The sequence below is a fragment of the Stenotrophomonas mori genome, assembly GCF_023556335.1.
Taxonomy (GTDB): domain Bacteria; phylum Pseudomonadota; class Gammaproteobacteria; order Xanthomonadales; family Xanthomonadaceae; genus Stenotrophomonas; species Stenotrophomonas mori.
The window spans coordinates 11,906-24,845 of record NZ_JAIKTS010000006.1 but is presented as its reverse complement, the minus strand read 5'-3'; the positions used below and the strand labels follow the sequence as shown (position 1 = coordinate 24,845).

General features: G+C 71.1%; 10 protein-coding genes. 4 read left to right on the top strand and 6 right to left on the bottom strand.

All coding sequences use genetic code 11. The features are described 5' to 3' along the window. Window positions 1–150: 150 nt before the first annotated feature. The 3 genes from K5L01_RS14090 to K5L01_RS14080 form a co-directional block, all read right to left on the bottom strand. Window positions 151–2,049 (bottom strand): M61 family metallopeptidase, encoded by a 1,899-nt coding sequence (locus K5L01_RS14090; RefSeq protein WP_250065242.1) that lies wholly within the window; start codon window positions 2,047–2,049, stop codon window positions 151–153. An 80-nt stretch (window positions 2,050–2,129) separates the two neighbouring features. After that, the gene (locus tag K5L01_RS14085) at window positions 2,130–2,759 is read right to left on the bottom strand and encodes a DUF938 domain-containing protein (RefSeq protein ID WP_250065342.1); all 630 of its coding nucleotides are present in this window, start codon (window positions 2,757–2,759) and stop codon (window positions 2,130–2,132) included. A gap of 82 nt (window positions 2,760–2,841) precedes the next feature. Then, window positions 2,842–3,615 (bottom strand): SDR family oxidoreductase, encoded by a 774-nt coding sequence (locus K5L01_RS14080; RefSeq protein ID WP_250065241.1) that lies wholly within the window; start codon window positions 3,613–3,615, stop codon window positions 2,842–2,844. A gap of 109 nt (window positions 3,616–3,724) precedes the next feature. Here K5L01_RS14080 and K5L01_RS14075 point away from each other — a divergent pair, with 109 nt between their 5' ends. Beyond that, window positions 3,725–4,624 carry a LysR family transcriptional regulator gene (locus K5L01_RS14075; protein WP_250065240.1) on the top strand — a complete coding sequence of 300 codons (900 nt, stop codon included), beginning with the start codon at window positions 3,725–3,727 and terminating at the stop codon, window positions 4,622–4,624. Window positions 4,625–4,687: 63 nt separating this feature from the next. Here the strand turns inward: K5L01_RS14075 and K5L01_RS14070 are convergent, their stop codons facing one another. Then, on the bottom strand, window positions 4,688–5,848 hold the full coding sequence (locus K5L01_RS14070; RefSeq protein WP_250065239.1) for an alpha/beta hydrolase: 1,161 nt from the start codon (window positions 5,846–5,848) through the stop codon (window positions 4,688–4,690). Window positions 5,849–5,896: 48 nt separating this feature from the next. Next, window positions 5,897–8,818 (bottom strand): TonB-dependent receptor plug domain-containing protein, encoded by a 2,922-nt coding sequence (locus K5L01_RS14065; protein ID WP_250065238.1) that lies wholly within the window; start codon window positions 8,816–8,818, stop codon window positions 5,897–5,899. Between the two features lie 425 nt (window positions 8,819–9,243). Here K5L01_RS14065 and K5L01_RS14060 point away from each other — a divergent pair, with 425 nt between their 5' ends. Beyond that, window positions 9,244–9,966, top strand: a complete 723-nt coding sequence (locus K5L01_RS14060; protein WP_250065237.1) for a GntR family transcriptional regulator — start codon at window positions 9,244–9,246, stop codon at window positions 9,964–9,966. Here K5L01_RS14060 and K5L01_RS14055 read toward each other — a convergent pair. Then, the gene (locus K5L01_RS14055) at window positions 9,961–10,701 is read right to left on the bottom strand and encodes a transporter (RefSeq protein WP_250065236.1); all 741 of its coding nucleotides are present in this window, start codon (window positions 10,699–10,701) and stop codon (window positions 9,961–9,963) included. The two genes, K5L01_RS14060 and K5L01_RS14055, sit on opposite strands and share 6 nt — an antisense overlap. Before the next feature lie 143 nt (window positions 10,702–10,844). Between K5L01_RS14055 and K5L01_RS14050 the strand changes: the two genes are divergently transcribed. Then, window positions 10,845–11,534 (top strand): winged helix-turn-helix domain-containing protein, encoded by a 690-nt coding sequence (locus tag K5L01_RS14050; protein ID WP_250065235.1) that lies wholly within the window; start codon window positions 10,845–10,847, stop codon window positions 11,532–11,534. Window positions 11,535–11,538: 4 nt separating this feature from the next. Beyond that, window positions 11,539–12,939: a sensor histidine kinase gene (locus tag K5L01_RS14045; protein ID WP_250065234.1), complete on the top strand. Its 1,401-nt coding sequence runs from the start codon at window positions 11,539–11,541 to the stop codon at window positions 12,937–12,939. Window position 12,940: the final 1 nt, after the last annotated feature.

The following is a 12,940-nucleotide window of genomic DNA, read 5'->3' as shown; positions in this document are numbered from 1 at the left end:
CAGCCCGTTCCAGCGCGGCGCTCCCGTGCCGCCGTCGGCGCACCACCGGCAGGCCGGCGCGCCTTCCAGCAGGGGCGCCCCCCGCTGCGGGAAGGCGCCTCGCGGCGCCGTTCGCGGTGCCCTTGCCTCCCGCACCGGGAGGCGCAGGGCTCATCGCCGCCGGGGCGCCAGGATCTTCGTCAGCAGGTCGGCGCGGCCGTCGACACGGCGCAGGTGGGGGTAACGCAGGCCCTCGCGGTAGTCGATGCGCACGCTGCGCACGGCGTCGGCCTGGCGCACCACCAGGTCGATCGGCACGCCCGCCGTGGCGTCGACCACCGCCTGCTTCAGGCGTCCGCCGCTGTAGGCCAGGCCGTTGACCGCGACCAGCACCACGTCCCTGGCCAGGCCCGCCTTGAAGGCCGGGCTTTCCCAGCCGACGAACTGCAGCACGCCATCACCGTCCACCTTCAGGCCCAGCGAGTACTGCAGGTCGGTGAGGCCGTCGGCCTCGCCATCGGCCACGACAAGGTTCGGCGCGTCGCTGTAGTACAGCTCCCAGCCGGCGGCTTCCAGGCCATCGGGCGCCGCACCGTCCCGGGCCTCCAGGCGCGTGCCGAGGTAGGCGTCCCAGTCGCCGGGCTGCACCGCCTCCAGCGCCTGCATCACGTCGGCGGGGTCGTACAGGCGGATCTCGCCCTGGGCGCCCCCCTGGTGGAAGCGCCTGGCGAAATCATCCAGCGTCACCCTGCCCCTGGAGAGCGCGCGCAGGCGCGCATCCACCCCCAGCCACAGCAGGGTGCTCTCGTTGTAGAACTCGAAGCCGCGCTGCCAGTCCTCCCAGGCCTGGGGCCTGGCGTTGAAGTCGAGGATGCCCTGGTGCACGGTGTCGTGCAGGTCGCGCCATTGCCGGCCGGCCTGGCTGGCGTAGGTGGCCTGCAGCTGCGCCAGCATCGCCATCGCGTAGTCCGGCGACCACAGACCCGAGCGTGCGGCCAGCACCACCGCCCAGTACTGGGTCTGGCCCTCGTACATCCACAATGCGTCGTTGTGCATCGGTGCGTTGTAGTGCGGGACCCAGGTCGGGCGCGGGCGCCAGGCCTTGCCGATCCAGGCATGGGTGTACTCGTGTGGCAGCAGGTCGTTGTCCAGGAACGGTCGCTCGCCGCGCAGGTAGCCGTCGTGCATGCCGTTCTCGCTGGACTGCGCGTGTTCCAGGCCGATGCCGCTGAACACGTCCGACACCGCCAGCAGGAAGGTGTAGCGGCTGTATGGGCGCGCGCCGAACACCGCGTCGGCCTCGTGCACCAGCGCGCGGTGCGCCTCCAGCACCTTGGCGTCGGCCTGCAGGGCCTGCGGATTCTCGGCGACCACGTCCAGCCACACCGGCTGCCTGGCGGCGGCATCCAGCGCGAAACGCTTGAAATGACGGCCGGCGAACACCGGCGAATCGATCAGCGTCATCAGCGGCACCGGCCGGTAGTGCTCGGTGTCGCCCTCGCGCCGCGCGACGTCCAGCGCCGTGCCGCTCTGCCAGCCTTCGGGCAGGCGCAGCGACGGCTCCACCTGGATGCCGCGCGCATCCACCCCGGCCGGGTACAGCACCACGCGGTGCCATTGCAGGTCGAGCAGGTTCGCGGTCATCGCCACCCGGCCCTGGTCCGTCGCGGTCGGCGAGAGGTACTGGAACTCGATGTCGAGCGCATCGACGCCTTCGGGCACCTGCAGGGTGAAGGCATACATGTCCCCGGGATCGCGCTGCCACCGCAGCGGCCGGCCGTTGCCGCGGATGACCAGGCCACCGATCTGGTTGATCGGGCCGGTCGGCGCATGGTTGCCCGGGATCCACTGCGGGTACCACAGCCGCAACGGGCCCGGCACCACCGGGAGACGCTCGCGCACCCGCTGGATGCGGCGCTGGACGTCGCTGGCGTCCACCTGCAGTTCGATCGTCCCCGGGTATGCGGCCTGCACCTGCAGGGCCGCCTGGCGCGCCGCATCGCCCGCCTGCGCGCCCGCCAGCGGCGCCATCCCCAGCATCATCGCCAACAACCAGTTGCGCCCCTGCATCAGTCCACCTGCCTCATGTCCGGACTGTGGATCCTAGAATGCCGCCGGCCCCTCTGTCGCGGGGCGGCGGCGCGGCGCCGTCACGCCCGCTGCCACACCAGGGTGCGGTTGTTGGCCGGCATCGCGGCATCCTCGCGCAGCGCCAGCCCCTGCGCGCGCGCCAGGGCGTCCACCGCCCCGGCATCGCGGATGCCCGAGCGCGGGTCGCGCGCCCTGAGCCAGGCGTCGAAGGCACGGTTGCTGTCGCTGCTGAACGCCCCCGCGTCGTTGAATGGCCCATAGGCGATGAACAGGGCGCCCGGGGCCATCAGCGACGGCAGCGCGGCGACCAGCGCCTGTACGCAGTCCCAGTCCATGATGTGCAGGGTGTTAGCGGTGAACACGGCATCGAAGCCGGCCACGCCGGCGATGGCCGGCAGGGGCGGCGCGGGCCGCAACCCGGTGCCCGCCACCGCCTGCAGCGCCAGCGCCGGCGGCGTATTGGGCAGCGCCGCCGCGTCCAGCCATCGGCCGATGCCGGGCAGGTGGTCGGGGTGGTCGCTGGCCTGCCAGCGCAACCAGGGCATCGCCGCGGCGAAATGCACCGCATGCTGGCCGGTGCCGCTGCCGATCTCCAGCACATGCCGGGCGGCGCCGAGATGACGCCGCAGCACGGCCAGGATCGGCCCGCGGTTGCGCTCGCAGGCCTCCGAGTGGGGTTTTCCGGTCATCGCGCCGACCACCGTGGACAGGCACCGATTGTCGCCCATCCGGCGGCCTGCGGCGTGTGCTCCAGGCCGCCGGGGACGGCGCTCAGCGGGTGGTGTAGCCGCCGTTGACCAGGATCGTCTGCCCGGTCATCCACCAGCCCTCGGACACCAGGAAGCGGATCCACGGCACGATGTCCTGGATGTCGGTCAGGCCGGTGCGCGAGAACGGCGACAGGGCCGCCGCGGTCCGGTGGTAGGCCACCGCATCGTCGCCCTCGGCCGGGTAGAAGAACGGGGTGTCCATCGGCCCCGGGCCGATCGCGGTGACCGAGATGCCGCGCGCGCCGAACTCCTTGGCGGCCGCGCGCGTGTAGTGCTCGACCGGCGCCTTGGTCCCCGCGTAGCTGGAATAGAACGGGGTGAACGCGCCCAGCAGCGAGGTCACCAGGGTGCAGACCCGGCCGTTGTCGGCGAGCTGGCGGCCGGCCTCCCTGAGGAAGAAGAACGCCGCCTTGTTGTTCACCGCATCCATCGCGTCGAACTCGGCCTCGCCGATCTCGGCCATCGGCTTCTTCAGCACCTTGCCGACCGTGTTGACGGCGATGTCGATGTGGCCCAGCGCTTGCCCGGCGTCGGCGAACAGCTGTTCCACCGCCGCGGCACGGGTGAGGTCGGCCTGGAACAGGTGCGCGCCGGCCCCGGCCGCGCGCACCTCGGCGGCGGTGGCCTCGGCCTCGCCGCGGGCGGCATCGCTGTTGTAGTGGAGGGCGATGCCGCGGGCGCCCCGGGCGGCGAGATCGCGGGCCAGCAGGCCGCCGAGGTTCTTGGCGCCGCCGGCGATGAGGACGGTCTTGCCGTGGATGCTGTGGTCGCTCATGACGGGCGGCTCCTGTGCAGGGGGAATGCGCACAGAGGCTATCGGCTTGGATTTCCGGATAAAGCCGGTCATTCTGACTTCACTTGTCGGCTTTTCCGGACAATCGACCATGGACCGCATCGAGCAGTTCCGCATCTTCGTCCGCGTGGTGGACTGCGCCGGCTTCACCCGCGCGGCCGATCAGCTGGACCTGCCCCGCTCGACCGTCTCCGAGGCGGTGCGCGCACTCGAGCACTGGCTGGGCACGCGGCTGCTCCACCGCACCACCCGGCGCGTGACCCCGACCCAGGACGGGCTGCTGTTCCATGCCCGCTGCCAGCAGCTGATCGCCGACATGGACGAGGCCGGCCAGCTGTTCCGGCAGTCGCCGCACACCCTGAGCGGGCGGCTGCGGGTGGATGTCCCGGGCCGCATCGGCCGGTTGATCGTGGCACCGGCGCTGCCCGGCTTCCTCGCCGCGCACCCGGGGATCGACATCGAGCTGGGCATGACCGACCGCACCGTGGACCTGGTCGAGGACGGCGTGGACTGCGCGCTGCGGGTCGGCCCGCTGCCGGACTCGCGGCGCGCCGCGCGCGGCATCGGCCAGCTGCGCCTGATCAATGTCGCCGGTGCCGGCTATCTCGCCACGCACGGCCTGCCCACCGATCCGCGCCAGCTGCACGCGCACTGGAGCGTGGGCTATGCGGCCCCCGGCAGCGGCCGCACCGAGCCGTGGGAATGGCGCGAGGAGGGCGGGCTGCGGCGCCAGATGCTGCGCACGCGCGTCTGCGTCGACAACGCCGAGGCCTATATCGCCTGCTGCATCGCCGGGCTGGGGTTGATCCAGGTACCGGCCTACGACGTGCGCCGTGAACTGGCCGACGGCCGTCTGGTCGAGGTGATGCCCGGGCACCGCGCCGATCCGATGCCGATGCACCTGCTGTATCCCCACCACCGGCATCCGTCGCGGCCGCTGCGGGTGTTCGTCGACTGGCTGCAGGCACTGCTCGACACCGCCATCCGCTGAAACGGCGCGGCCCGCGGTGCCGCCGGCCCGGGGGTCACCGGCGCCGGACGGCACGCAGGGGGGTCAGTGCGACGGGGCGTTGACCAGGTGCGGCTTGCTGCCCTGCTCGGCATCCATGCGGTTGCGCTCGTCGTGCAGGGTCTGCACCTGGGCCGCGGTCAGGCCGTCGTGCAGGGTGTCGCGCAGGCCGGTCAGCCAGGGAATGCGCTTGCGGTCGGGCAGCTGCCGCACCCACATCCGCAGGTCGTAGCGCTGCTCCGGCGTCATCGCCCAGTACGCGGCCGCGCTGGGCACCGGCGGCACTTCCAGCTGCGGCATCAGCAGCAGCGAGACCGCACGGCTGATCGCCGCGGGAATCACCGTGCCATGGTCTTCGCCGGCAAGCTCTTCGAAGCGCACGTCGACCGCCGGCTGTTCGGCCAGGGTCTCGGCCAGCCTGCGGCTGCTGTCCACCTGCGCCCGCTCCTTCTGCAGCAGGGCCAGCTTGGCGACGTTGGGCTGCGAGTGCGCCAGCGGCGACAGCGCCTGCTCGTACTCGCCCGCCGTCAGCAGCAGCTTCAGCGGCGCGGCCTGCGCGCCACGGCCGGCCAGGGCCGCCTGCAGCTGCGTGCCGATGTCGCCGCGGTCGAACCAGATCGAAGGGCTCGCCGCGACGCGCACCGCGAAGGCCTCGGGCTTGCGCTGCATCGAATGCAGCACGAACAGGCCGCCGAACGAGTGGCCGAACAGGGCCTGCTGCGCCGGATCGATCGGCGCCAGCGCGCCGATCCGCGGCTTGAGCCGCTCCTCGATGAAGTCGAGGAAGGCGTCGGCGCCGCCCGACGCGGCGGTGATGCGCGGGTTGCCGCTGCCCGGGGGCGTGAGGTCCAGGGTGCGCGCCTTGGCGATGTCCACGCCGTCGGGATAGCCGATGCCGACCACCACCGTGGCCAGGTCGCGCGGGACGTCCGGGCGGCGCTCCATGGCGCGCACGGCCTCCAGGGCGGTGAGGAACATCGCGTTGCCGTCCAGGACGTACAGCGCGCGGTAGCCGGCGGCCGGTGCCGGCTTGTCCGGCACCGAGACGAGGATGCGGTAGGCGCGGTCGCCCGCGGCCTCCAGGTCGAACTGCTGGACCCCGTGCACCGTCAGCGGCGCGGCTGCGGGGGTGGGGATGGCTGACATGGCCACCGCGGGTGCCAGGCCGAGGGCCAGGACCAGCAGGGCGGATGCGGCTTTCTTCATGGGGGGTCTCCGATCCCCCCGGCCACGGCCGGGGGGATCCAGTGTCGCTTACCAGCGCTTGTCGAAGGAAAGCACCAGGGTCCGTCCCAGCACGGTGGCGTTGGCCGGATCGTACGGATCGGCCATGGCGTCGTTGGCGGCGGTGCCGCCGTCGACGAACGGCGGCTTGCGGTCGGTGGCGTTGACCGCGGTGAAGTTCACCCGCGCGCCGTCGAAGAAGCCGCCCAGGCGCGTCAGGTCGTAGTCCACCGACAGGTCGAAGGTGGTCCACGAACCGATCTTCACCGGTGCGCTGGACAGCACCGGCAGCGACTGCGCGTTGGGCACGTAGCAACCGTCGACGCACTCGTAGCGGTGCACGTAGTTGGCGGTCAGCGAGGCGCGCAGGTCGCCCTGGCTCCAGCGCAGGCCCTGCTGCGAGCGCAGCCGCACCGGGTTGCCGCCGGCGTTGTACTTGCCCAGCTGGTCGACATAGGCGGCGCCGGGCGCGGACTGCACTTCGTACGAGTTCAGCCAGGTGCCGCGGGCGAACAGGTCGAAGGTGCCGGCACGGTCGGTATCCCAGCCATAGCCGAGGTTGAAGTCCACGCCGTTCATCTTCAGCGAGGCCAGGTTGAGCTGGGTCGCGTTGATGATCATCGCCACGTCCGACGGGCCCTGCACCGGGCCGGCGCCGAGCTGGCCCAGGTAGCGCGGGTCGTTCTCGATCAGGTCGCGCACGCGGTCCTGGCCGGGGTTGAGCTCCAGGCTGCCCGCGTACGGGGTGCTGCCGGTGGAGAACAGCTGCGCCAGGATGCTGCCCAGGGTGCCGGCCTGGATGCGGACGATGCGGTCATCGATCTTGAGGTTGAAGTAGCTGGCACCGATGCTCAGCCCCGGCGCCCATTCCGGCGCGTAGTCGAAGCCCAGGGTCCAGGTCTTGGACTCTTCCGGCTTCAGGGTCGGGCCGGCGCCGCCGCTGACCACGATGGCGGTGAAGGTGCAGTTGCCCGCGCCGCCCGGGGTACCGGCCACGCCGTTGAGCGGGATCATCGTGGTGTCGCACGGGGCGTTGTACAGGTCGGCGCGCATGAACGCGCCGTTGCCGCCGCTGATCGGCTGCACGCCGTTGTAGGCGTAGCGCATCGGCGGTGCGTGGAACGACGTGCCCCAGCTGCCGCGCAGGGTCAGCGCGTCGGTGGGCTTCCAGTCGAAGCCGACCTTGGGGTTGAAGGTGGAGAAGTCGCCCAGGCCGCGGCCACGCTCGTAGCGCCCGGCGACGGAAATGTCGAACTTCTTTGCCAGCGCGTTCTGGTTGTTCTTGCCGACCAGCGGGATCGCCAGCTCGGTGAACAGTGCGGCGACGTCGCGCTCGGTGGTGCCGAAGGCGGTGTGCTGGTCGGAGGTGCTGCGCCAGTTGAAGTCCAGTGCGCCGCCGATGTTCTCGCGGCGCCAGTCGGCCCCCGCGGCCAGCTTGACGCTGCCGCCGGCGATGTCGAACAGGTCGCCGTCCACCTTGAAGCTGGCCTGGGCCAGCCACGAGGTGAAGTCCAGGTTCTCGTAGCCGATCAGCTGCGAGCGCACCTGCTCGGACAGCGGCTCGGTGCTCCACGGGTTGAACGCGGTGTAGTTCAGGCCCGCGCAGTAGCGCTGCTGCGCGCTGGCATTGGCCGGCAGGTTGCCCGGGGTCAGGCCCATCAGGCTGCAGGCGATGGCGGTGGGCGCCTGCACCTGGCCGCCGTTGGGCGCCGGCAGATAGTCGTAGATGTTGGCGTTGCGCTGCACGTCCGAGTTGCGGAACTGCTTCTCGCGGCTGTACGACGCCGTGGCCTCGCCGCGCCAGCTGCCGCCCAGCTCGAAGCTGGCGCCGATCACCGCGGCGTAGCTGTCCACGCCGACTTCGCGCTGCAGCGGACGGTCGCCGAGCAGCACGCCGAAGTTGTTGGCCACGCCGGGGATGTAGTACGGGCTGGTCGGCGCCAGCATGCCGTACAGCGCCTGGTGGCCCTGGTTGTAGCTGCCGCGGCGGCGGCTGTAGCGCAGGTCGCCGTACAGCGAGGTCGCCTCGCCCACGTCCTGCTCGAAGCCGAAGAACACGCTGTGGCGGTCCATCTGCGGCACGATGTCGACCCGCTCCCAGGCGTCGTAGGTATTGCCCACGCCGTCGGTCACCGCGACCAGGTCGCCCGCGGTCAGGCCGGTGCCGGCACCGCCGGGCACCGTCCAGATCACGTTGCCGTTGGCGGCCGGCACGCCGGAGAACAGGTTGGCGGCACGGCCGGCGCGGGCATTGGCCTTGCGCCAGTTGACGCCGCCGCGGTCGCTGAAGTCGCCGCCGTTGTAGATGTCGCGGTCGCTGGCCAGCACGTTGTCCTGGCGGTTGAATTCGTAGCCGACGATCATGCCGCCGCGGTCCCACTGGGTGCCCCAGGTCTGGCCGACCTGGTACTGGTGGCCGCCGCCCTGGGTGGTGGTGCCCACGCGCACGTTGGTGTGGGCGCCGTCGTCGCTGCGCTTGGTGATGATGTTGACCACGCCGCCGACCGCATCGGAGCCGTACACCGCCGAAGCGCCGTCCAGCAGCACCTCGATGTGCGAGATGGCGTTGGCCGGGATGCTGGAGATGTCCACGAAGTCGCCGTACTGGCCGGCCGCGGCCGCGCGCCGGCCGTTGATCAGCACCAGGGTCGACAGCGCGCCCAGGCCGCGCAGGTTCACGCCCTGGCCGCCGGTCATGTTGGAGCCGGCCACGCTCGCGTCCTGGCCGCCCTGCACGTTGTCGCTCATGCCCACGCCGCCGGCGAAGTTGGCCGGGAGCTCACGCAGGAAATCGCCGAGGGTCGCCTTGCCGCTGTCGCGGATCTGCTCGGCGCTGATCACCTGCACGGTGTTGCCGACCGGCTCGGCACCCCGGATGTTGGTGCCGGTGACGACCACCGCATCCAGTTGTACCGGTGCCTCCTGCGCCTGCAACGCACCGGCGATGCACATCGCCAATATCGAAATTCCGCTCGCCAGAACCCGCTGTTGCCCTGCTCGACTGCTCATGATGCCCCCGCAATTCACTGTGGTTTACAGATGGACGCCTGCCCTGCCGGAGATGCTGCCGGCAGCGCCGCTGCTGGCCTGGGGCCAGTGCGCCATCCTCGTTCCTAAGCCGGCGACATGACGCCGGAGTGCGTCGCGGATCACAACAAGACGTCGACAAGGTGTCAACGAAAATTACGATATTTTTTGAAAGATCCTTTGCAGGATTGCCAGCATCCAGGGGCGTACAGAGGCTTAACCCTTCTAAAACAACATGTTACGCAAATCATAAAAATTCGTTGGGATCGCCCTTGTCGAAATTAATTCGACAAATGCTGCGATACAGCACGGAAATTTGATTTTCGAAATTCCTGCTCCACACTGTAGCCATGAAATCCACCGCCTCCGCCCCGGCCGCCGCCCGTACCCTGGCCAAGCGCGCCTACCAGCGCCTGCGCCGCGACATCGTCCATGGCCAGTGGCCCCCGGGGGGCAAGCTCAAGCTCGAAGCCCTGGTCCAGCACTACGAGATCGGCATGTCGCCGCTGCGCGAGGCGCTGGCGCGGCTGGTCGGCGACCAGCTGGTCAAGACCGAGGACCAGCGCGGGTTCTGGGTGGCGCCGCTGTCGCTGGACGAGCTGGACGACATCTCGCGGGTGCGCAACCTGATCGAGACCGAGGCATTGCGGCTGTCGATCGAACGCGGCGACGAGGCCTGGGTGCAACGCGTGCGCGAGACCTACGATGCGCTCAACGAGGTCGAGAGCGACGTCCTGGGACGCGGCGACGGTGCCCCGCAGGCCCTGCTGGACGCCTGGGAGGAACGCAACCGGCTGTTCCACTACGCCCTGGTCTCGGCCTGTGATTCGCCGTGGCTGATCAAGCTGCAGGAGCTGCTCTACCACCAGGCCGAGCGCTACCGCCGGGTATCGCTGAGCGCGTCGCGCGGCAAGCGTTTCGTGCAGGACGAACACCAGGCGATCTTCGAGGCGACGCTGGAGCGCAACGCGCTGCGCGCCTGCCGCCTCACCCACGACCACCTGATGCGCACCTACGACGAAGTGCGCAAGACCGTGGCCGCGCTCGGCGCGGAGAAGAAGAACGCTTCATAGCAGGTATTCCAGCGCCAGCTTGACGGTGCTGCTGCGGCCGCCGCGGGGGTTGTCCACGGTGCGGCCGGCCAGCGCCTGCCATTGCAGGTGGCGGCCGATCCGCTGCTTGGCGCCGACGTTCAGCCGCAGCTGGCGCGCCCCCAGGTCCTCGCGCGGTGCGTCGGCGACCAATTCGATGCCGCACGACCAGCGCGGCTGCGCCACGTATTCCAGCAGCAGCCCGGCACCGGCCTGGTCGGCGTCGCGGCCGAAGGTGCGCTGCAGGCTGGCTTCGCCGGTGACGCGGAAGTCGCCGAGCCGGCGGCTGAGGCGGACCGGCAGCGACAGCGCGTAGGCGCCCTTGCCGATGCCGCTGGCACGGTCGCCGGTGGGCAGGTTCAACGACGGCCCGATGGCCAGCGCCGGGCGTCCGTCGCGCTCGTCCAGCAGCCGCCACTTCATGCCCACCGACAGGTCGCGCAGGCCCTCGCTGCTGCGGCCGCCGGTGCGCTCGATGCGGCCGTAGCCGGTGCCCACCGACAGCTCCAGGTTGTCGGCCAGCGGGCCGCCGACGCCGATCTTGGGCAGCACCCAGGTGTCCTTGTCCGCACTGTGCTTGAGCTGCACGTTGCTCTTGAACTTCAGCCCCTTGGCGGTGCTGGTGCTGCCGGTCTCGTAGGGACCGGCAAGGGCGGCGGCGCTGGCGCCGAGCAGGAGCAGCAGCGCGGCGGTGCGGCGGAACGGAAAGGCTGGCATGGGCAGGGGCTCGCGGTCGGAACAGGCCGCCATCGTCGGGGCCGCGCCGTTACCCGCAGCTGCCCGCCACATTGCGGCTTGGTAACCTGCAGCGGCGCCCGCGCGCGGCTATCCTGCAGGCCGCGACGACGTGGAAGGCAACGATGCAGATCCTGCTGGTGGAGGACGACCGGGAAACCGCCGAGTACATCGGCGACGGCCTGCGCGCCGAGGGCCACCAGGTCGTGCATGCGGTCGACGGCCGCGACGGCCTCTACTTGGCGATGGGCGAGGCCGCGCCGGACATCGTGGTCGTGGACCGCATGCTGCCGGGGCTGGATGGGCTGTCGCTGGTCAAGGCGCTGCGCAGCGCCGGCTCCCAGGTGCCGGTGCTGTTCCTGACCGCGCTGGGCGGCGTGGACGACCGCGTGCTCGGGCTCAAGGCCGGCGGCGACGACTACCTGGTCAAGCCGTTCTCCTTCGCCGAGCTGGCGGCACGGATCGAGGCGCTCGCGCGGCGCCCGCGGGCGCTGTCGGCGCAGACCCGGCTGCAGGTCCACGACCTGGAGATCGACCTGCTGGCCCGCACGGTGCACCGCGGCGGGCAACCGGTGGAGCTGCAGCCGCGCGAGTTCCGGCTGCTCGAGTACCTGGCCCGGCACGCCGGCCAGGTGGTCACCCGCACCATGCTGCTCGAACACGTCTGGGACCTGCATTTCGATCCACAGACCAACGTCGTGGACAGCCACATCAGCCGGCTGCGCGCCAAGGTGGACCGCCCGCACGGCCTGCCGCTGATCCACACCGTGCGCGGCGCCGGCTACCGGCTCGATGCCCGCCCCGAAGCCGAGTGACGCCATGCCCCTGCCCCGCCTGCTGCGCACCAGCAGCTTCCGCCTGACCCTGCTGTACGCCACCCTGTTCACCGCGTCGGTGGCGATCCTGCTGGGCATCGTCTACCTGGAGATCCGCAGCTACGCCACCGACCTGCAGGACGAGATCGTCAAGCGCGAGGTGCAGTACCTGCGGCGGGCCGAGAAGGACGGCGGAACGCCGGCGGTGCAGGCGCTGATCGAACAGCGCCTGCAGCAGCCGCTGCTCAAGTCGATGCGCTACCTGCTGCAGGACCGCGACGGGCGGGTGATCGCCGGCAATGCACCGGTGCAGGCCGAACGCCGCCAGGGCCGGTTCTGGTTCCAGATGCCCAAGGGCGACAACCCCAAGCGGATCCGCACCGTGCGCGCCTACGGGCTGCAGCTCAAGGACGGCCGCTACCTGGCCGTGGGCGAGGCCGGCAAGGCGATCGAGGAGTTCCAGGGCCTGCAGAGCGCGCTGCTGCGCGACATCGGCTACGCATTGCTGGCGGTGCTGGCGCTGGCCCTGGCCGGCGGCGCGCTGATGAGCCACCTGATGCTGCGCCGGGTCGAGCGCCTGGTGCGCGATACCCGCGCCATCATCCTCGGCGAACCGGCGCGGCGGCTGCCGGTGGGAAGCGGCGACGACGAGTTCGACCGGCTGTCGGCCAGCGTCAACCAGATGCTGGACCGCATCGATGCCCAGGGCGACTCGCTGCGCCAGGTCTCCAACGACATCGCCCACGACCTGCGCACGCCGCTGGGCCGCCTGCGCCAGCAGCTCGAACGCGGCCGCCGGCTGCAGGACATCGGCCCGCTGCACGCGGTGCTCGAGCGCGCCACCGCCGAAGTGGATACCGCGCTGCGCACGTTCGCCTCGCTGCTGCACATCGCCCAGATCGGCGGCGACCCGCGGCGCCTGCAGCGGGAACCGGTGCCGCTGTCGGAGCTGCTGGAAACGCTGGCCGAAGTGCACCAGTCCGCCTTCGAGGCCGCCGGCCAGCACTTCCATACCGACATCGCGCCGGACCTGGAGGTGGTCGGCAACCGCGACCTGCTGGGGCAGTTGTTCTCCAACCTGCTCGAGAATGCCTGCCGGCATTGTCCGCGCGGCGCGCACGTCACCCTGCGGGCCGCCGGCGAACGCGGCGGCGTGCGGGTGAGCGTGGCCGACGACGGCCCGGGCATTCCCGCCGACGAACGCGCGCATGTATTCCGGCGCCTCTACCGGCTCGAACGCAGCCGCACCACGCCCGGCAGCGGGCTGGGACTGTCGATGGTCGAGGCGGTCGCCCGCGCCCACGGCGCGGACATCGCGCTGGATGACAACCGGCCGGGCCTGGAGGTCCGCGTCCGCCTGCCCGGGGTGGCCTCCGCACCGGCGGTGCGGAGGCCCGGCGCGTGAC

What these genes read in the sequence shown, in the direction of transcription:
- K5L01_RS14090 (WP_250065242.1), bottom strand. Translation starts at nt 2,049, where the DNA reads ATGCAGGGGCGCAACTGGTTGTTGGCGATGATGCTGGGGATGGCGCCG.
- K5L01_RS14085 (WP_250065342.1), bottom strand. Translation starts at nt 2,759, where the DNA reads ATGACCGGAAAACCCCACTCGGAGGCCTGCGAGCGCAACCGCGGGCCG.
- K5L01_RS14080 (WP_250065241.1), bottom strand. Translation starts at nt 3,615, where the DNA reads ATGAGCGACCACAGCATCCACGGCAAGACCGTCCTCATCGCCGGCGGC.
- K5L01_RS14075 (WP_250065240.1), top strand. Translation starts at nt 3,725, where the DNA reads ATGGACCGCATCGAGCAGTTCCGCATCTTCGTCCGCGTGGTGGACTGC.
- K5L01_RS14070 (WP_250065239.1), bottom strand. Translation starts at nt 5,848, where the DNA reads ATGAAGAAAGCCGCATCCGCCCTGCTGGTCCTGGCCCTCGGCCTGGCA.
- K5L01_RS14065 (WP_250065238.1), bottom strand. Translation starts at nt 8,818, where the DNA reads ATGTGCATCGCCGGTGCGTTGCAGGCGCAGGAGGCACCGGTACAACTG.
- K5L01_RS14060 (WP_250065237.1), top strand. Translation starts at nt 9,244, where the DNA reads ATGAAATCCACCGCCTCCGCCCCGGCCGCCGCCCGTACCCTGGCCAAG.
- K5L01_RS14055 (WP_250065236.1), bottom strand. Translation starts at nt 10,701, where the DNA reads ATGCCAGCCTTTCCGTTCCGCCGCACCGCCGCGCTGCTGCTCCTGCTC.
- K5L01_RS14050 (WP_250065235.1), top strand. Translation starts at nt 10,845, where the DNA reads ATGCAGATCCTGCTGGTGGAGGACGACCGGGAAACCGCCGAGTACATC.
- K5L01_RS14045 (WP_250065234.1), top strand. Translation starts at nt 11,539, where the DNA reads ATGCCCCTGCCCCGCCTGCTGCGCACCAGCAGCTTCCGCCTGACCCTG.